The organism is Moraxella sp. CTOTU48268 (assembly GCF_032069585.1).
In the GTDB taxonomy this organism is placed as follows: Bacteria; Pseudomonadota; Gammaproteobacteria; order Pseudomonadales; family Moraxellaceae; genus Faucicola; species Faucicola cinerea.
Genome location: NZ_DAMALV010000001.1, coordinates 158,055 through 178,337 on the forward strand (window position 1 = coordinate 158,055; position 20,283 = coordinate 178,337).

At 43.7% G+C, this 20,283-nt stretch carries 16 protein-coding genes and 1 pseudogene; 11 read left to right on the forward strand and 6 right to left on the reverse strand.

What is annotated here, in order from left to right:
- The first annotated feature begins 74 nt into the window (after window positions 1-74).
- Both RT143_RS00730 and RT143_RS00735 read left to right on the forward strand, forming a co-directional pair.
- Window positions 75-563 (forward strand): FKBP-type peptidyl-prolyl cis-trans isomerase, encoded by a 489-nt coding sequence (locus tag RT143_RS00730; RefSeq protein WP_065262943.1) that lies wholly within the window; start codon window positions 75-77, stop codon window positions 561-563.
- A gap of 297 nt (window positions 564-860) precedes the next feature.
- Window positions 861-1,070: a CsbD family protein gene (locus RT143_RS00735; RefSeq protein ID WP_099833435.1), complete on the forward strand. Its 210-nt coding sequence runs from the start codon at window positions 861-863 to the stop codon at window positions 1,068-1,070.
- A 333-nt stretch (window positions 1,071-1,403) separates the two neighbouring features.
- Here RT143_RS00735 and RT143_RS00740 read toward each other — a convergent pair whose 3' ends face one another.
- Window positions 1,404-3,587 carry a carboxy terminal-processing peptidase gene (locus tag RT143_RS00740; protein ID WP_313090432.1) on the reverse strand — a complete coding sequence of 728 codons (2,184 nt, stop codon included), beginning with the start codon at window positions 3,585-3,587 and terminating at the stop codon, window positions 1,404-1,406.
- A 151-nt stretch (window positions 3,588-3,738) separates the two neighbouring features.
- On the reverse strand, window positions 3,739-5,511 hold the full coding sequence (locus RT143_RS00745) for a proline--tRNA ligase (RefSeq protein WP_313090434.1): 1,773 nt from the start codon (window positions 5,509-5,511) through the stop codon (window positions 3,739-3,741).
- 298 nt (window positions 5,512-5,809) lie between these two features.
- On the opposite strand from RT143_RS00745, the gene RT143_RS00750 reads away from it, so the two are divergent.
- The 4 genes from RT143_RS00750 to RT143_RS00765 all read left to right on the forward strand — a co-directional run bounded on the left by RT143_RS00750 (window position 5,810) and on the right by RT143_RS00765 (window position 11,662).
- Entirely contained in the window at window positions 5,810-6,514 is a 705-nt protein-coding gene (locus RT143_RS00750; RefSeq protein WP_313090435.1) for a DUF4230 domain-containing protein, read from the forward strand.
- A gap of 342 nt (window positions 6,515-6,856) precedes the next feature.
- Window positions 6,857-7,327: a hypothetical protein gene (locus RT143_RS00755; RefSeq protein WP_313090438.1), complete on the forward strand. Its 471-nt coding sequence runs from the start codon at window positions 6,857-6,859 to the stop codon at window positions 7,325-7,327.
- An 873-nt stretch (window positions 7,328-8,200) separates the two neighbouring features.
- The gene (locus RT143_RS00760; RefSeq protein ID WP_313090440.1) at window positions 8,201-10,606 is read left to right on the forward strand and encodes a sensor histidine kinase; all 2,406 of its coding nucleotides are present in this window, start codon (window positions 8,201-8,203) and stop codon (window positions 10,604-10,606) included.
- A 126-nt stretch (window positions 10,607-10,732) separates the two neighbouring features.
- Window positions 10,733-11,662: a response regulator gene (locus tag RT143_RS00765; protein ID WP_313090442.1), complete on the forward strand. Its 930-nt coding sequence runs from the start codon at window positions 10,733-10,735 to the stop codon at window positions 11,660-11,662.
- Window positions 11,663-11,787: 125 nt separating this feature from the next.
- On the opposite strand, the gene glyA is transcribed toward RT143_RS00765, so the two are convergent.
- The 3 genes from glyA to RT143_RS00780 all read right to left on the reverse strand — a co-directional run bounded on the left by glyA (window position 11,788) and on the right by RT143_RS00780 (window position 15,141).
- Complete coding sequence (gene glyA, locus RT143_RS00770) at window positions 11,788-13,047, reverse strand: serine hydroxymethyltransferase (protein ID WP_313090444.1); 1,260 nt, start codon at window positions 13,045-13,047, stop codon at window positions 11,788-11,790.
- A 250-nt stretch (window positions 13,048-13,297) separates the two neighbouring features.
- Window positions 13,298-13,903: a chorismate--pyruvate lyase family protein gene (locus RT143_RS00775; RefSeq protein WP_313090446.1), complete on the reverse strand. Its 606-nt coding sequence runs from the start codon at window positions 13,901-13,903 to the stop codon at window positions 13,298-13,300.
- Window positions 13,903-15,141 (reverse strand): GNAT family N-acetyltransferase, encoded by a 1,239-nt coding sequence (locus RT143_RS00780; RefSeq protein ID WP_313090447.1) that lies wholly within the window; start codon window positions 15,139-15,141, stop codon window positions 13,903-13,905. Before RT143_RS00780 ends, RT143_RS00775 begins: the two co-directional genes overlap by 1 nt.
- A gap of 263 nt (window positions 15,142-15,404) precedes the next feature.
- Here RT143_RS00780 and RT143_RS00785 point away from each other — a divergent pair, with 263 nt between their 5' ends.
- The 3 genes from RT143_RS00785 (at window position 15,405) to RT143_RS00795 (ending at window position 17,550) form a co-directional block, all read left to right on the forward strand.
- A complete protein-coding gene (locus tag RT143_RS00785) occupies window positions 15,405-16,109 on the forward strand; it encodes a pseudouridine synthase (protein WP_313090449.1) in 705 nt (234 codons plus the stop codon).
- 38 nt (window positions 16,110-16,147) lie between these two features.
- Window positions 16,148-16,855 (forward strand): DUF1345 domain-containing protein, encoded by a 708-nt coding sequence (locus RT143_RS00790; RefSeq protein ID WP_313090451.1) that lies wholly within the window; start codon window positions 16,148-16,150, stop codon window positions 16,853-16,855.
- A gap of 194 nt (window positions 16,856-17,049) precedes the next feature.
- Window positions 17,050-17,550, forward strand: coding sequence for a YfbM family protein (locus RT143_RS00795; protein WP_313090453.1), 501 nt, complete (start codon window positions 17,050-17,052; stop codon window positions 17,548-17,550).
- Window positions 17,551-17,688: 138 nt separating this feature from the next.
- Here RT143_RS00795 and RT143_RS00800 read toward each other — a convergent pair whose 3' ends face one another.
- Complete coding sequence (locus RT143_RS00800) at window positions 17,689-18,345, reverse strand: OmpA family protein (RefSeq protein ID WP_313090455.1); 657 nt, start codon at window positions 18,343-18,345, stop codon at window positions 17,689-17,691.
- 563 nt (window positions 18,346-18,908) lie between these two features.
- Here RT143_RS00800 and RT143_RS00805 point away from each other — a divergent pair.
- Together RT143_RS00805 and RT143_RS00810 are read left to right on the forward strand one after the other, a co-directional pair.
- Window positions 18,909-19,877, forward strand: coding sequence for an acyltransferase (locus tag RT143_RS00805; RefSeq protein ID WP_313090457.1), 969 nt, complete (start codon window positions 18,909-18,911; stop codon window positions 19,875-19,877).
- Between the two features lie 134 nt (window positions 19,878-20,011).
- Window positions 20,012-20,283 (forward strand): annotated as a pseudogene (locus RT143_RS00810) (hypothetical protein); the annotation flags it as partial.

Consider the following 20,283-nt stretch of genomic DNA (forward strand, 5'->3'; position numbering starts at 1 on the left):
CTAGCAATTTTTAATTTATTGTGCCAAAAAAGCGATTTGCCCATCCATTCATTGATTCATAAGGAATTTTAGCGATGTCTACTATCAATAATAACAACGTTGTACATTTTCACTACACCTTAAAAGACGACGAAGGTAACGTCATTGACCAATCACCAGAAGGTCAACCTTTAGCGTACTTACATGGCTACCAAAACATTATTCCAGGTCTTGAGTCACAATTGGCGGGCAAATCAGTGGGTGATAAATTCACTGCAAGCATTGAACCTGCAGACGCCTATGGCGAATTTGATGATGCGGCGGTACAAGAAGTCCCACGCGAAAACTTCCAAGGTGTGGAAGATATCCAACCAGGTATGCAGTTCCAATCACAAACTGAAGACGGTCATGTGATGTTAGTCACTGTGAAAGATGTACAAGATGACAAAGTGATTGTTGATGCTAACCATCCTTTAGCAGGCAAAAAACTTCATTTTGATGTGGAAGTGGCAAGCATTCGTGACGCATCAGATGAAGAGTTGCAACATGGCCATGTACACGGTGCAGGCGGTCATCACCACTAAGTCATTAGCGAAAATTAAATCGAAGGCTATGATTATAGCCTTCTTTTTTTGTGCAAAATTTTACTCTATGAAATAATTTTACGGGGTGTAAGAAACGCTTGAGGTTATTTACAAAATCATTGATTTTGTTACGTTTTTTGATGCTTTACTATAGTTTCTACCACATACTGTGCGCTAGATTTTGGCATACTAGTCATATACCCAATAGCCAATAACGAATAAGCAATAACGATTTATCATTGGGTATATATTTTTAATGATAAATAATCTAACTAATTACAAAAAAGGATACTACTCATGAATGAGAATACAATTAAAGGTCAATGGGAACAAGTTAAAGGCGCTGTGAAAGAAACTTGGGGTGACTTAACTGATGATGAAATCACCCAAGTCGCAGGTAGCCGCCAAAAGCTATCAGGTAAAATTCAAGAGCGTTATGGTCGTACCCAAGACGTTGTAGAAAAAGAAATCGACGATTGGTCAACTCGTCACGACTATCGCTTTTAGTCTAAACTAGACTAACACTCCCTCCAAAGTAAAAAAGCCATATCCTCTGATATGGCTTTTTTACCTGCTATCCTAGCATCACTGACCTCATCCTTAAGATCCTTACTAACCGGTAGTGAATTTCTTGACTCATCCTAAGTCTCACTCCACCTGTTTATCAAGCATCATTCCTTAATACTACGATAAACCATTCCTTTATTGGCAATTCTGTCCCTATCTCAATCCTTGAGAACCATCCTTGTGCCGTTGAATGTATTATTACAAAATTTAATATTCAGTAACAGTGGTACAAACGTCAATGCATGTAAGCTTTTGCTTACACGCATTTTGGCATTAAGGGCGCTGGGTGTTGGCTGTCTGTGCATCAAGCATCACATTAGCCGCTTCAATGACAAAAGCTTCACTTTCGGGCAGCTTTGGACGTTCGGCTTGTTTCATATGGCTACGGGCTTCTAACTCTGCATCTTGCGCAGCTTGGTACGCTGTCCACGTGCTATAAGGGCTTTCCCCATTGGCTTGGCGTCTCGCATTTTCTGCTGCCAAGGTTTTCGCCTCAATGTTTTTGCGGAAAGTACGGCGGTCATTGATGTCCAATTTGACAGGTTTCTTATCATCTTCCTCATTACGGATTCTGTTGAGTTGGCTTAGATAAGCAAACTGGGCATTGGCTGCTTGACGCTGCTGTGACAAGGTATTGAGCGATTGCAAGGTCTCACGGGAATAGTTGCCCGCAGGTTGGTACGGGGCGGCACGAATCGTATCCCATGCCAGTGGGTTTTTCATGCTACGTTCACCAAATTCCATGCCTTCATAGATATTGACTAAGCGCACATCGGGCACCACGCCTTTATTTTGGGTACTGCCGCCAGTGATACGGTAGAACTTACGCTGGGTTAAGGTTGCTGATCCTAAGGCAAGGTTATCAAGCTGAATTTGTGCTGAGCCTTTACCTGTGGTCGTGCTGCCGACAATCAGACCGCGACCATAATCTTGAATCGCTGCTGCAAAAATCTCGCTGGCTGACGCCGAGCCTTGGTTAATGAGTACAGTCATCGGGCCTGTATACAGCTGCTTACCTTTGTCTTCGTCTTCATACACTTGGATATTGCCGCGGTTATCACGAATCTGTACCAGCGGACCTGACTTGACGAACAAGCCAATCATTTTGGCGACTTCATCGAGTGAGCCACCAGGGTCATCACGCAGGTCTACCACCAAGCCATCGATATTTTGCTGGTTTAAGGCTTTTAACGCGTTTTCCGTATCAATGCTGACACTACGATAATCTTCTCCCGCACGACGGGCTTTATAGTTGAGATAAAAACTTGGGATTTCTAGCACACCGATTTTTTTGGCTTGTCCGTTTTTATCTTTGACACTAATTACCCGATGATTGACGCCCGATTCTTCTTGCTGAATCACATCACGTATGAGGGTGACATTACGCGCGCTACTGTCTGGGGTATTAGGCGCTTTGACACGCACGGTGACGGATGAACCTTTTTTACCGCGAATGAGGTTCACCACTTCACGTGTCGAATAACCGACAGTATCGACCATGCCTTTATCTTCAGTCGATACGCCGATGATTAAGTCATTGGGTTTGATTTGACCCGAACGAGCGGCAGGCCCGCCATCAACTAAGCTGATAATACGGGTATAATCAGGATTTTTGCGATCGGGCTGAATAGAAACGCCGATACCGACCAATTCAAGCGTCGATTGGATTTGCATCTCATTGGCTTGCACGGGGGCAAAATAATTACTGTGCGGGTCATAGGCTGCCATCGCTGCATTTAACAGGGTTTCAACGATTTGGTCGCTATCGATACGCTGTAGCTGCGCATATTGGCGCTTTAAACGCTGGGCCAGCACTTGGCTTGGTGAGCGTGTTTCGTTTTTGACTAAATCACTGGCGTTGTATTTATCGGCATTTTCTTGCAAAAACTTGTCTTTGTTTTTGTCTTCATCTTGATTGATGGTCATACCAATCAGCTGGTAGGTCAGCTGTTTGCGCCAAAAATCGCGTTGCTCGGCAACGGTTTTAAAACGTGGCAATTTTTCACGGTTCATAATGACCGTTTCATTGCTCTGTAAGCTCACAGGGGATTTTAACAAGCTATCGGCAAAGCTGTAATACGCTTTTGAGCGCTCAATAAAACGCTGATAGATTTCAAAACCCGCTTTTAAATCACCGCGTTTGAGATAATCGGCAAAACTATTGCCATATTTTTGGGTAAATTCATCAATATCTGACTGCAAAAACACGCTATGATTGGGGTCAAGCGCATCAAAGTAGTCGCCTAAAATTTGCTTGCCCGTTGCAGCATCCATTTTTTTATCTAGATAATGACTACGATCCAACAACGCTGCGACTTGCCGAGTCACTTGCCGCTGCTCGTTATTGATCTGTCCGACGCTCGTCGATGCTGCAATGGCGGTTTGGTAACTTTGTCCCAGTATCGCCCCACCCATCAACAGGGCAAATACACTGGCGGTAAGTTGTTTGTATTGCATGACTTTCCTTACTCTATTTAATGAAGCGATAAACAGAAAAAACTGACAGCCCATCTTAGCACTGTCAGTTTTTCCACACCATACAAAACGTGTAAATGTTCGACTCAAATCATCTATCAAACCTAATCGTTTGTAGCGGTAAGTTGCTCTGTTAGCCAATCAATTGATTGTCTTTAAACAGTTGGTTTAATTGCGCGGCAGTGAGCAACTGTTTTTCACCGTCTTGGCGATTGACATATTCATATTTCACCTCGCCTGTTTCACTGATATTTTTCTCTGAGATAACGATACGATGGGGAATGCCAACGAGCTCTAGATCGGCGAATTTTACCCCCGCACGCTCGTCTCGGTCATCAAGTAGCACATCAACACCTTGGGCTTTTAGCTCAGTGTAAAGCGCTTCGGCAAGTTGCATTGCTTTGTCCCCTTTCGCTGGGTCTAGAGCCTCTTTCATTTTGCCTTTAATCATCGGCACAATCGCCACAGTGAATGGCGCAAGGCTCTCACCTGTGCTACTGGTTTTCCAAATGATACCATTGTCATCGTGATTTTGTTCAATTGCGGCAGCGACGATACGGGTCACGCCGATACCATAACAGCCCATCATAGTAATGACAGGTTTGCCTTGCTCGCCCATCACCGCACAGTTTAACGCTTTGGCGTACTTGTCACCTAATTGGAAGATATGACCGACTTCGATACCGCGGCGAATTTGTAAAGTACCTTGTCCATCTGGGCTTGGGTCGCCTTCTACCACATTGCGAATATCGGCAATTTCGGTGATGGTCGCATCACGCTCCCAGTTGACGCCCGTGGTATGAAAATCTGGCTTGTTGGCACCGCTAACAAAATCTGATAACACCGCAGCAGCACGATCTACAATCACTGGCATGTTCAAATCAAACACCCCGATAAACCCTTTGTGCAGCCCAGCTGCTTGCATCGCCTCTTCGCTCGCCATGGTGAGTGGAGCTTTGACTTGCGCCAATTTTTCGGCTTTGATTTCATTTAGGGTATGATCGCCCCGTAACACTAACGCGACTAAGGGAACTTTACCTTCTTCAGTAGGTTCACCTTCGACAATTAAAGTTTTGACCGTCTGTGACAATGGCAAACCTAAATGCTGAGCCACTTGCTCACAGGTTGGCATACTGGGAGTACTGACATCGGCTTTGTCCTGCGTTGGGGCAGCACGTTCACCCAAAGTGACTGCCTCAGCCAGTTCGATATTGGCTGCATAAGCTGAGCTGTCTGAAAATACAATGTCATCTTCACCACTGCCAGCTAGGACTTGAAACTCATGCGACGCAAAGCCACCAATCGAGCCAGTATCGGCTTGCACCGCACGAAAGTCTAACCCAAGACGGGTAAAGATATTATGATAAGCGCGGTACATATCATCATAGGTGCGCTGTAGTGAGGGCTGGTCGATATGAAATGAATAGGCATCTTTCATGATAAATTCACGTGAACGCATCACCCCAAAGCGTGGGCGAATTTCGTCACGAAATTTGGTTTGTACTTGGTAGTAGCTTACAGGGAGCTGTTTATAGCTTTTTAGCAAGTTACGCGCGATATCGGTAATCACTTCTTCATGCGTTGGACCTAACACAAAATCACGTTGGTGACGGTCTTTAAACCGCAGCAGCTCAGGACCATAGGCTTCCCAGCGACCTGATTCTTGCCAAAGCTCGGCCGACTGCACCACAGGCATTAGCAGCTCTTGGCAGTTGATGGCATCCATCTCTTCACGGATGATTTTTTTGACTTTTTGTAAGGTTTTTAGACCCATCGGTAGCCACGTGTAGAGACCCGACGCAGATTTACGAATCATCCCTGCACGGAGCATTAATTGACTAGAGATGATATCGGCATCACTTGGGGTTTCTTTTAACGTTGCAAAAGTAAATTGACTGGCTCGCATGGCACACCTTGTTTGTACGGCTTGAAATAAGAAAAACGAGAATGGATAGACTATTTGTTAAACCGATTATCTTATTTTATGCCACTGGGTGGTGCAATAGTTTTTTTAATTTTTGCCAAGTCGATGCCGTATTTTTGGACTTAGCATTTTTGGTTTTAGCATTTTTGGAAATTATGACAATAATTATGACAATTTGGTCCTACCCATTGGCTATTTAAACTAGCTACATTGAAATTATAGCAAGTCATAACCATACAAAATAGTATCCACTATTAAATAAACGATTAGGAATGGATACATGACCCAACTCCCCACTTCATCTTCCACGCCATCGTCTCAGGCAAAACCGACTACGAACTTGCCAGAACCGCCCGCATCGGGCAACAAAAAGCCTGTTTCTTTTTGGGTGAGTTTATTTTTACTGGCTGTGATTGCGGTGGCAGGTTGGTTATTTTTGCAGTGGCAACAAGCAAATGTGCCTAAAAAAGTTGAGGTATTAACCCGTGAAGGGGTGGTCACTAAGATTCAAAGCCTCAATCGACTACAAACCGTGGCATATAATGTCGATACCGTTATCACCAGCCAAAAAGAAGGCAATTGGTACGCTCTGTGGCAAGATCAACAAAAGGGGCTTTTTGTCGCTCATGGGCGGGTGACCGCGGGGATTGACTTAAATCAATTAAAACCCACTGATGTACAAGTGACCCCAGATGGTAGCCATGTCAGTATCACCTTGCCCGCTGCGCAGATTTTGGATAGTTATTTAGATAACATTGAAGTGTATGATATTCAAACAGGGGTATTTGGCATGGTGCAAGCCGACCCGCAAATATTTAACCAAGCGCAAGTGGCTGGCAAAAACCAAGTGCTGACATCCGCTTGCCGCTCTGGCATTTTACAAACTGCCAATGATAATGCCCAAAAGCAAGTGCAATCGCTATTTGCACTGGCAAATGTACAAGTCACTGTGAAAGTCACCGCGCCTACTAAAAATTGTCGTTAAACCAATTTTTTGCGCCTAAATAACATTAATCTAAGGATAAAACCGATTTTTAGTTTTATATTGTTTTTTTTGTCCTGTCAGAATTGGTATGAAAGGCATAAATAATAGATATGTAACCTACCTTAATCATAGGAATGTTGCTAAAATCTCAACTTTATAGCCCGCTAGATAGTCCGCTAGTTTTAGACGACATCTATTTGCTACTCTCATCAAAAATTGCAATAATAATAGCTACTTAACGTACCCATTTCACCAAGGGTTACGATAATTTATTGCAGGGATGCTTGATGGCGTATTAGTCGTGTAAAAGATTAATTCGCTAGCTGTTGGAGAGTTTACTCAATGAATGTCACGTCTGCCTCAGATCGTCTAAAAAAAGTGATGCGGATTGCTTTGGTTGGTATCAAGCCTGGCGACCAAGTGATGCTAAAAGGCTATCTACGCCTCTTGCTTAGACTCGAAGCAGACCTTGAATGGGTATCAGCGAACAATCAGCAAATTGATTTATTCATGGTCAATCATGATTTGCGTCATGCTGAAAGTGTTCAAAAGTTAATTAGTAGCAAACACAATACGGCAACTATTTATACCGCTCGTAGTGAGACGGAAAGCGGCTATTTATCGCAAGATTTATTGGTGTTACCCATCAAAGATTTAGCGCCATTGAGCGAGTGGTTGTTTTCACAATTGCCGTTTTTTTCTGGTATACCTGTTGACAATATGCCATCCGCTGCCGCTAAAATCACCGCTGATTGCATTGACGCTTCTCAATCAGCGACAGACAATACATTAACACTAGCGCTTAGTCTCTAATACGCCTGCTCAAGTTGGCAATCCATCATCCGCTGTTGCACAGTCTGCGCAAGTTTTAGCTTTTATAACCAGTGATACCCCAATGCCCCTAACCCACTTGCCAAAACTAGTCAGTCGGTGAATTGGCGCTAGAGGGGGCATTAACATTGGTCTATATGGCACACCTGGGCAGGAACGCTTTAGCTTTATTTGGCCGATGTTATCGCAAAGCGATGGGCATTTTTAAAACCGTTACTCTAGTAAATATTTGGATACCAATATGAATAACCAATTGTTTCAAATGGAAAGCCGCATTAAGCCCAGTGAGCCATTTATTGCGCTATCTAATAAAGGATTGCACGAATTAATCCATACCACGAGTGGCTATAAATAAAGCAGCTAATCGTTTGACAGAGCACGATAAAGCATCTCATTAATGTAGCGTTAGTTTACACGGTAACCATTCACCATTAACTATTAGCCATGGAAAAGCGCTCAACAGCATTCAGGGCTTTTTTCATGTCCTCCCTATCACATCATCCTATCACACAATGAATTCGTAACATTTTCTGCATTTCATCCTACTTTTTATACAACTTAAGTTTAATAATTTAGCCAAATGTGATTTAAAAATTGCTATGGATTGCCCCATTACCTTTCATCGGTATAATTCATCATTTTGTCATATAACCTGACTACACTACCGTCACCGACGGACGATGGTTTATCGATTTTCTCAATAGGATGACGCAATTTGGGAAATTGATATAAACCATCGTTTTTATTTTGCGTTAACGGCTGCTGTTAGAGTTTGTAAGCTTTTTTACTTGGGGCTAAGCGATGCAATAGGTCATTTAATTAGCCAATCAATTTGCCAACAGATAAGTGACAATGATGAATTTTTCCAACCTTACCACACGTTTGCTATGCGTATTATTGCTCGTTTTTTTGGTGTTTTTGGCGATGGTGTATTGGATTATTGACCAACAAGCCAAGCCTAACGTCGCCAAACTGACCTCTCAGACTATCATTGAAACTGGCAATGAGGCGGTGAATGGTATTTTGTCGCGTGTGAGTCAAATTGATGGCATGGCAGTGACAGCGAGCCGTATGACCGGCAGTTTGCCCAAGAATGCCGATATCATCAACACCAGTGTTGGTAATTTAATGGCAAATATGGATAAAGGCATTGTCGGTGGCGGTGTGTGGTACGACCCCTTGATGTACAAACCTAACGTCGATGAAGCCGCGTTTGTTTGGCAACGCGATATGCAGGGTGTCATGCAGTCTGCCAGTCAATATCAAACCATCAATCCTGGCTATCAAGCACCAGCCAAACTTACCGCAAACCGGGTGGCCGACCAAAAAACCCAACCACAGCTTGCCATGCCCTATTACCGTGATTGGTGGTATGTGCCCGCCGTATATGCCAATCATGATCACTGTGTGTGGAGCCGTGCTTATATTCACCCGACCACCAAACAACCCGTCATGACCTGTGCCAAAGCGATTTTCAATGCCCAAAACAATGGCTTTGAAGGGGTGGTGAGTTTTGATGTGCTGCTCGGGCGTATGCAGTCGATGGTCAAAGAATGGCAACGCAAAACAGGCGGTTATGTGTTTTTGGTCGACATGAACAACAACTTTTTGACCTTCCCCAATGAAGCCCAAGTCAAACAAGTGACTGCTAGTAACCCGCAAGGCGAGATGATTGATGTCAATAGTTTTGCCAAGAAAAACCCTGATTTTGCCCCCATTGCCAAAAGCTTAGACAACATCAATGACAACATCATCAAACAAGCGCAAAAACTAGATGGTGGTAAATTTGATTTTACGACCAATACGCTAGTGAGTAGTACCAACCTACAAAAAATCTCTCCCTCAGAAGCACGCATCATTTCAGCCATGCTAATGACCCAAAGCGGGCAAAATGAAAATCTCAATGCTACCCATTTTGTCGAACAAGTCAGCTTAGACAACGATTTATTGCTCAAAACCCCTTCCACAGCGTTTATTTTTGCCATGCCGATGACCAATTGGAAAATGGTCATCGTCAAACCCAATCAAGAACTGATGTTATTTGCCAATCAGTTAGGTAAACAGCTGCAATGGTATATGTTATTGGGTTTCTTACCGGTACTGCTATTAAGTGGTTATATTTTCCACCGTATTTTGGCGGTACCGCTGCACCAAGTCGCTCGTAACGTCCGTGAAATCGGTCAGTTGATTGCACAAAAAAAATATCTGTCACTGCGTGAGCACAAATTGCCACCGGCAAACATTCAAGAAATTGGCGTGATTACTGACTCGATGAACCAGCTGGTTGATCGGGTGGTCGAGAACGAAGGCGCATTAGCACAAGTCAATGAACGCTTAGAGCAGCAAGTGGCAGAGCGTACCGAAAACTTACACCAAGCATTAAAAGATTTAAAAGCCTCTCAAGTGCAGTTAGTACAATCAGAGAAAATGGCAACCATCGGTCAAATGGTCGCAGGTGTTGCCCATGAAGTGAACACGCCATTGGGCTATGTGGGTAGTAACTTAGAGTTGATTGATGAAAATATCGTACGTTATGACGAATTGATTGACCATACCCAGCAGCTCAAACAGCTGATGCAAGCGTCGCCGACTGATACAGCAACCATCAATCAAACGATTGAACAAACCATTGCTTGCAGTGATGAATTGGTCGCCGATGCGGTGAGTGATGATTTGCATGGATTGGTGGATGATGCCAAATTTGGGGTTAGTCAAATCTCAGAATTGGTCGTCAATTTACGTGATTTTTCTCGCATCGACCAAGCCAAAATCAAAGCCGTCGATATCAACGACTGTATCAAAAACTCCCTAGTCATTGCCCGTAACAATATCAAGCATTTAGAGGTGATAACTGAGTTAACTGCTATCGAACCGGTTAGTTGTAACCCATCCCAGATTAACCAAGTGCTGCTAAATCTATTTAATAACGCAGCACAAGCGATGGGGCAAACTCAGCACCCTACATTACACATTACTAGCACCGAAGACGGCGCTAATGTGTATATCAGCGTGGCGGACAACGGTACTGGGATGAGCGCTGAGACCCAAGCCAAGATTTTTGAACCATTTTTTACCACCAAAGCGGCAGGCGAAGGTACGGGACTGGGTCTTGCCATTTCGACCCAAATCATGCAGCAGCATAACGGCGATATTCATGTGCAATCACAACTTGGCGAAGGCACGACATTTACCATCAGATTGCCTAAAACAGCGATTAGCAGCGAGCAATCACCCAAGCTTTTAATCGCAGAAGAAAGCTAATGCTAATGTTAGATAACCGATGGCTGACAGGCAATCTGCTCAGCCATACACGAGCCACACTTGATTGTGGTCAACCTTAATTGTAGTCAACCTTGATTTTAGTCAACGTACCTAAGTGACATGACCATGATAACGACCGTAACCAAACCTAAGATTGCCTTTATCGATGATGAAGACCGCATTCTACGCAGCCTAAAAATGCATTTTCGCGCCACCCATGATGTGTTTACCACCACCGAGCCCGATGAGCTACTAAGCTATGTGCAAAATAACGAGGTCCAAGTGGTGATTAGCGACCAACGCATGCCAAAAAAACTGGGTGTCGAAGTACTAAAAGATATCAAAGACGTATCACCCCATACCATCCGTATCTTATTGACCGGCTATGCAGACTTAACTGCGGTAATTGACTCCATCAATGAAGGGGAGATTTTTCGCTATATCACCAAACCTTGGCAGACGGATGAGCTTAAAAATATCGTCAATCAAGCCACCCAAATCGCGCTGCAAACCAAAGATGTATTCAAAGAAAATCTGCAGGTCGCTCAGCCAACCATCGCCAAACGCAAAGTGTTGGTGATCGATGACAGCGAGATGGTATATTTACAGATGCAGCAAAAATTCACCCAGTTTGAAACTCACTGGGCAAATTCATTAGAAAAAGCGATTGAGCTACTAGAAAACGACCGTTTTGGCGTGGCAATCACCGATGTGTCCTTGGGTGGCGAGAATATTTCACCCGTAATCTATGCATTAAAACAAAGCTTTCCAGATTTAGCGGTATTGGTACTCACCTCACTCAACGATAGCCACACCTTAATCGACTTGATCAATAAAGGGCAAGTCTATCGCTACCTACCGCGCCCCAGTAATTTGTTGTTACTCGAAATCAGTATTCAGCGCGCTTATGATTATCACGAAACCTTAGTCAATCAACCAAAATTACAAGCGCGACATGTCGTTGATGCGGTCACTGATGTTGAAACGCGTAGTTTTGGTAATAAAGTCAAAAAATTCTTATCACGCTTTGGTATTGGTAAATCGCGCTTTGCCTAGCTTAAAATCTAGTGGGTAAGATAACAAGTTCAAAGCGTCGCATTTGAGCCATCTCAATCCATGAATGTTAGCCATAAAAAAACCGCCTAGAGTCACGACTTAGGCGGTTTTTTGATAGCCAATGATTAAGCTGTTTGCTCGTACACTGGGTGTTTGGCGCAAATTGCTTGGACTTTTTCACGTACTTCGCCGATAACTTTTTCATCACCGCGGCTATCGAGCACATCACAAATCCAGCCAGCCAATTCTCTTACTTCTGCTTCACCAAACCCACGGGTAGTGACTGCGGGCGTACCAATACGCACCCCAGACGTCACAAACGGTGATTTAGGGTCATTTGGTACCGCGTTTTTGTTGACGGTGATGTGGGCATCGCCCAACCATTTATCCGCTTCTTTACCGGTGATTTCTTGTTTGATTAAGCTAATCAGCATTAAGTGATTTTCTGTGCCGCCCGAGACGATGTCATAACCGCGCGACATGATGACGTCTGCCATGGCTTTAGCGTTTTTAACCACTTGTTGCTGGTAAGTTTTGAAATCTTCGCTTAACGCTTCTTTAAAACACACCGCTTTACCCGCAATCGCGTGCATCAATGGACCACCTTGGTTGCCAGGGAACACGGCAGAGTTGAGTTTTTTCTCAATCTCTGGGTTGGCTTTTGCCAAGATTAAGCCGGAACGTGGACCGCGTAGGGTTTTGTGGGTGGTGGTGGTAGTAACGTCAGCGATTTGCACAGGGCTTGGATAAACACCTGCGGCAACCAGTCCTGCTACGTGCGCCATATCAACCATCAAGTATGCGCCAACGCTGTCTGCGATGTCACGGAATTTTTGCCAATCAACCACTTGGCTATAAGCAGAAAAACCCGCGATAATCATTTTGGGTTGATGTTCTTTGGCTAGGCGTTCGACTTCATCATAGTCGATGAGGCCCGTTTCTTTGTTTAAGCCATATTGTACGGCTTTATAGTTGATGCCAGAGAAGTTTACATGCGCACCATGCGTCAAGTGTCCGCCATCAGCAAGGCTCATGCCAAGTACCGTGTCACCCGCTTTTAATAAGGCCAAAAATACCGCGCTGTTGGCTTGGCTACCGGCGTGTGGCTGTACGTTAGCATAATCTGCGCCAAACAATTCTTTGGCACGGTCAATCGCTAATTGCTCAACAACGTCAACATACTCACAGCCACCGTAATAACGTTTGCCTGGATAGCCTTCGGCGTATTTATTGGTCAATTGGCTACCTTGCGCTTCCATCACCGCTGGTGAACAGTAGTTTTCTGAAGCAATCAGTTCAATATGGTCTTCTTGACGTTTGGCTTCATTGTCCATCGCTTGGGCAAGTTCAGCGTCAAACTGGTGAATAGTGACATTTTTAAACATGGCAATTTCCTTTTAAGTGAGTCAAAAAATGGGCGGATAAAACCGAAAAATATTGCTTAGTTTAGCATGGTTTGGTTTTTTTTAGTGAATAATCCAGCCATTTGGCTGAATTTGTCCTATTACTTGTCGTCGGCTACTGACCTAACTGATATTGGTTTGAAAAACTCATTAATACAACGCGCCATCCAAAAAATTTTCATAAAAAAAGACAGTTACCCTAACTGTCTTTTTTTGGCTAACTATTTAAATACTAGCGCACAGCAACCAGTGGTTTTTGTACTCTTTCTTCCCCTTTGTCAATGCTGACATAAATCATGCCGTTTTCTTCTTCACCCATAAGGCTATTTTCAAATGCCGGTAAAAAAGTCTCACTAATCAAAAAATGCCTGCCCTGCCACTGGTAAAGGGTGGTACGCCGCCAACCTTGCGCTGTCACATCAATCCAGCGATTGGTCATTGTGGCGCCATGCCGACGAAACAATATATAGCCAATCGGTGTTGTGCCCAGATTTGCCAATTTTCGCGCATTACCAATGAGGCTAGCAAACGGAAATACTGACCGCGCCACCACCCACGCATCTTGATTAGGCTTGCCAAATAATAAGGCTTCGCGCACCCATGCCGATTGGCTCCCTCCAAGCGGTAACTGCAGTTGGCGCTTTTCGCTCAGGGACAAGGTTTGCCGCCCTTCAAACGTCGGCTGTACGATGAGTTTATGCTGAGATAAGGCTTCAAATTTGGCGGTGAGCGACCCTGTTGACGTCAGCCAAGAGATAAGTTTCGGCGGTATCTGCTGTTTGTGTGCTGCGCTCAAATGCGCGCCAGCCAGGTTTAGGTTTAGACCAACATTTATCATTATTTTTTCAAAAACTCATTATCGGGTATTGTGCCTTGCGCGGCAACGTCGCCAAAAAATTGGCTTTTATAGGTGTCATTAAAAGGTAATGCAGTCATCGCATCGGCTTGGTACGCCAATATAGCGTGCTGTTCGTCTTGGCAAAACTGGGCAATGGCAGGGGCAAACACCTTGTCGTAGACACGGTGTAGCGAATGGGTCAACACTGGATAAAAGCCGCGAATCAACTTGTGCTCCCCTTGGGTACCAGGGTCAAAGTAACGTAAGCCTTGCTTGATAGCAAATTCAATGCCTTGGTAATAACACAGCTCAAAATGTAAACAATCATATTCTTCTAGGCAGCCCCAATAGCGACCATATAACGTGCTGATAGCGGCATCGTCATCGAAAAAAAACAAACTACAAGCCACGATATCACCGTGCGCGTTATACGCTTGAGCGAGCATCAGCTTGTCTGCCATAGTCTGCCCAAGCTGCTTAAAAAATGCTAAATTCAAATACGGCTGCCGCCCTCTGACCAGATAGGTCATGGCATAGCATTGATAAAAAACTGCCCAATCCGCCTCGGTGATATTGTCACCGAGTTTAACCTGACAACTTAGATTTTGTTTGAGTACCTTTTGGCGTTCCACCTTAATTGACTTGCGTTTTTTGGCAGTCAATGTTGCCAAAAACTCATCAAAATTGGCGCATTTTTTATCTTGTAGATTGCGATTTTGCCATAAAAACTGACAGCTTAGCCGCTCGCAAAGATTGGGCATATTGTGCAAGGCTTGGACATCTTTTGGGGAGAAAAACAGTCCGTGCCAAGTGGATGCTTGATAGCGACTTGCCAATTCATCAATCGCTTGTAGTAAGGTCTGATACAGTGGCGCGGTTAATGACTTACCTTGTGCCACCCAAATCCGCTCGCCGGTGACGGGTGTAAAGGGCACGCTTGTCACCAATCTTGGATAATAATTTCTACCATAGCGCTCAAAGGCTTCTGCCCAGCTAAAATCAAACACATATTCGCCTTGGTGATGCTTTTTGATAAACACGGGCATCACGGCAATCAGTTGAGCACTGTCATCGACAATCTGCGCATACTGCACCCACCAATCGCTGCGCCCACCAATCAGCTTTGCATCTATCAGCGCTTGCCAAAAATCAAAGTGCATAAAGGGCGTATCAGGCGTCTGCCACTGTGTCTGTAAGTGCCAGTCAAACTCAGTGGTGAATTGATAGTGATAGGACATATGTTAGTATTATTGTAGTTGTATGAACGGATTATTATACCTTGTTTTTACCCAAAAATACGGGCTTATCCTTTTACACAATCTGGCACAATTTGGCACAATTTTGCAAAATATGTATGGCGTCGGGCGGTATGGTTTATAACGGTGACTTTATTGCAATAGCCAAATTGCAATAACCAAGTTTAGCGTTTACACTGAACAACTTAGCAGCCAACTGCTCGATGCGCTTTAAGCTTTTTTTCACTCACTTGTCATCCTCTACCATGCCGACACTGATTTTATTTAACAAACCTTATGGCGTACTTAGCCAATTTCGCAGCGATGACAATAACAATTTTGCGACGCTCAGCGATTATTTTAGTGACAAAAGCCTACGCGTGGCGGGGCGATTAGATGCCACTTCCGAAGGATTGCTACTGCTAACCGCTGATGGGCAGGTTAATAAAGCCTTGACCCATCCACCCAAAGCCAATGCAGGCAAAAAACAAGGCAAAACCTACTGGATACAGGTGGAAGGCGATGCAAGCGATGCCCAGTTACAACAACTAAAAACAGGGATAGCACTCAAAGACGGTATCACCTTACCTGCAGAAGTTGTAAGGCTGAGCGAAGCACAAATTGCCGAGCATATTTGGCAAGCGCCTGACAAAATTGCCAAACGCAAAGTCACCACGTGGCTCGCCATTACTATTTTTGAAGGTAAAAATCGTCAAGTACGTCGCATGGCTGCCCATGTGGGACTGCCCTGTTTGCGGCTGATTCGCATGGCATCGAGTGGCTTTAGCTTGGGGAATTTAGAGGTTGGCGCATCCATACAAATACCGCTATCACCTGCCGATTTAAAGCGACTGGGTGTCCAACCTTTATCCGCAGCAACCACAACGCCACAATCGCGCAAAAAACCTCGCCTGTTAACGCCTAAATCGCCACAATCAAAGCGCCCAACAAGCCGACGCAAACAGCGATGAGTAGACAGCCATAAGTAAACCGCTATGAGGAAACAGCCATGATTGGTTACATCTATCGTTTTTTTCAAAGCCGCCCTCGTCTACTGTTAGGGTTTGCCACGATGGTTGTAGTGTATTTTGGGTTATCGACGCTGGTTGGTCTATTGCCCAAAGATTGGACGTTGGCGGTAGCCTACGATAAATTGAAATTTGTGACGCAATTTTTGCTGGCTTGGAATATCGGACTTTGGGTGTATTTACTGGCTATTTTTCGGATGATGTATAAAGCCGATCAAAATGCAATTTTGGATAAAGCCCATGCTGAAGACGAAGGCACGGTGTTAATGCTGATTTTGGTTTTTGTCACAGCCATTGTCAGTATGCTGGCGATTGTCGTAGAGTTGGGCGCGAGCAAGGACGCCAAAGGCGCTTTGATGCTGTTTCATATCGCGCTCACCGCCATGACGATTTTGACGGCCTGGCTGTTTATTCATACCATGTTTGCTATTCATTACACCCACGAGTATTTCTTGCTTAAAGAAGAAAAAAACGCAGAAATGCTAGATTTTCCTAATGATGATGACCCCGCTTACTGGGATTTTTTATATTTTTCCTACATTATTGGCACATCTGGTCAAACAGCGGACGTCGCCTTCAATACCCAGCAAAGTCGGATCATTGGTACCATCCATTGTGTGTTGTCATTTTTCTTTAATACTGCAATTTTAGCCTCATTAATCAATATGTCAGCAGGCCTAATTGGTTAAAGTTAAGTCGGTTAAATAAATCAGCCCAATAAGTCAGCTGAATAAGTCGGTTCAATTCAAGTGAATACATCGTCAAAATCGCTTGCTGTATGGGTTATACTATCTTCGCTTGTGGTCTTCGTCTTAACATAAAGTGATAGGACTGTCATATCCCACTACGCTAATATCTCGCTACTTTATAACTAGGAAATTGTATGATCGCACAATATTTGATGGTCGATAACGCCCTGCTCGAGCAACTGCAAAATGCCACTGATACAGCGCGAACCGCGTTACTTGAAAGCATGAGTGAGCAGCCTCAAGTGCAATTGGTAGATTTGGGCAAACTGTGGGACATTATCCATTTTGTGTTAACCAAACACAGCGCCACCCAACCTGTACCTGATGAGCCTGTCAGCGAGTTTGTGGTAGGTGTGGAAACTTTTAGTGACAGTGAAGATGCCGATTTTATTGCTTTTACGCCGTGGGCACATATTGTCGAAATCGTTGATGCACTAGAACAAATTAACTTTAAAAAACGCTTAGAAAAAGTCTCGATGAAGTCACTACGTGAGCAAGCCATTTTCCCACCCAATATTTGGCAAGACAAAAAGGAAAACTTGGATAAAGAATTGCTGGCTTCATATAATGAGTTAGTGGCGTTTTATAATGACGCCTTAGACAATGGCAATAACATTGTGGTCAGTATTTTATAACGCCGCTCATGGTCCGTTTTTATTTTTTGAACCAATAACAAGCACCTAAAATAAAAAGTTCCTTAAACAAAAAGCACCTTAAAAAGGTGCTTCTTTAATCAATGAGCCGATGTAAATATCATCTAGCCTGTAGTTTGATTAGTTAACCGATTGCGGTGCAAGGATAGTCATCTCTACACGGCGGTTTGGTTCATAGCTTGAGCCAAATTGTGTTGTTTCACCGCGACCAATAGCGCTGATACGGTTACCAGAGACGCCACGATTGACTAAGTAATTAGCGACTGCTGATGCACGGCGTTGTGATAATGCTTGGTTTCTACTTGCATCACCCTCTACTGACGCATAACCATTTACTTGAATGTTAGTTTGGTTATAGTCACGTAGTGTGGTAGCAACTTTGTCTAACGTATTATAGAAGTTAGGTAGAATAGTAGAATCACCAACGCGGAAAGTTACCGCTTCTGGGATAGACAAGTTAATGTTGTTAGTCACTGGGTCACGCGTTACCGTTACGCCAGAACCTGCGGTTTGTGCACGAAGTTTTGCTTCTTGTTGTTGCATGTAGTAACCAACACCAGCACCTAGTACGCCACCGATTGCCGCATCACGACCGGTTCTTTCACCGCCTGTTGCTTTTGAAATACCCGCCCCTGCGGCTGCCCCTAATAGACCACCAATAAGCGCTTTATTGTTCGTGATACCTGTCGTTGTTGTGCCTGTCGCTGTGGGCGTTGTTGCACAACCCGTTAAGATAACACCTGATGCTAAAGTAGCTGCTAATAATTTAGTACGCATAATTAATCTCCTTTGAATTCCTCTAGTTATAATTGCCACACATCAACTTGTTATTTTTACCTGAGCTGCCAGATAAACCATGATATCGGTAAACCAATCGGTTAGGTAAACTCAGTCGCTTTGTGATTGAGCTCATTATGCAACAAACTTTTTCTTTATATGTAATGATTTGTCTTAAGGATGTTGTAGGATGGCATAATTTGTTACAAAGTATTTTCAACCATTCCATTATTTATATTATTTATTTTTATATATTAAATAGCCTGTGATTTTTTAAACCCATGATAGATAATTAACCTTTGACTCAAGGTTTATGAAATAACCCATTAATTTTTAACAAAAATTTTTGTCAGTCAACTTCCCAGGTTGGGTGGCATACAATCAAAAGCCCCACAAAATTTGTGCGTGCTAAGGTATAAAAAATTTATTAGTGAACATTTTTGACGTTTGCTAAACTAACACTTATTTTTACAATTAATGAAGCTAAGTGAATGAAACTAAGTGAATGAAGCTAAGTATTTTTTTCTTATATTTCATCCAAACAAGCGTTGTGGAAGCCAGATATGACAAATAATCATAAACCCTCATTGCTCAAAAATACCTTAAACAAACTGCGTAAAAAGTCACCACCTTTGGCGCAAAACGCTAGCTTAGCGGTGGCGGCAGGCACCATTACCGGCAATTCAGTGCTGTTTAGTCTACCGCTTTGGGCGATGGGCGCAGTAAAAACATTGACGGGTCATACATTGGCAGATAAATCCGTGTTAAAAATAGCCAATCACTGGATTAACACCAACAATCGTTTGATTGAAAATATCCTGCCCGATATTGATTTTCGCATCAACCTGCCTGATGACTTGTCGGTCAATGGCAAATATATTTTGCTGAGCAATCACCAATCTTGGGTTGATACGACTGTCATTCAATATATCAGTGAAAACCGACTACCATTAACGCGGTTTTTTGCCAAATACGAGCTACTGTATATCCCAATTGTAGGGCAAGCCTTTTATTTTTTAGACTTTCCGATGATGAAACGCTACTCGAAAACAGCGATTGCTAAAAATCCAGCGCTAGAAGACCGCGATATCATCGAAGCCAAACGCGCTTGTCAAAACTTACTCGACAAACCTTTTACCTTACTTAATTTTATCGAAGGCACGCGGTTTACCCAAAAAAAACATGACTTGCAACAATCGCCCTATCAACATTTGCTAAAACCCAAAGCGGGCGGCATTGCACTTGCATTGGGTGCGTTGGGTGATGATCTAGACGCGGTGCTCGACATGACGATTGTGTATCCTGACGGTGTTCCTACCTATCAGGATTTATGGAAAGGTAATATCAAACGCATCGGGGTGGATATTCAAAAAATTGCATTGCCAGATGACTTGCTACAGCGGCTCATGGATGGCAAATACCAACAGGATGAACAAACCAAAATAGATATGTACCGTTGGCTTGATGGCTTGTGGCAGCAAAAAGACCAACGTATCCAAGCCATGCTCGATGATTTTACCCGTCATCCCTAACGGCACATGACTAGTAACATATCACTAGTGACCCTACTAGTTAAAATCTCAGGTAAGCCATGCAAGGTATGACTTGCCTGCCTTGTCCTCACTCACATTTTTTGCGGTATTGACCCCATTTTGAGCACTTTTTTATGCCAACTGCTAATTTAGACCCAAAGCCCAATCCAATGCCAAGCTCGAATATTAGCCAACCGCTCGCTGCCCACCCTGCCAAACCCAGTCGTTGGCAGTTAGCCTACGATACCATCATGATGGTTGCCATCGTGTTGGACTTGCTGCTCATGGGGTTTGACGCTTTGATGCTAAGTAGCTTCATGGCAAAAATAGCAAATTGGCTAGGGTTTTTTGACAGTATCATCAGTTATCAGCAAGGATGGCACGAGCCAATCAAAGTAGCTGGGGG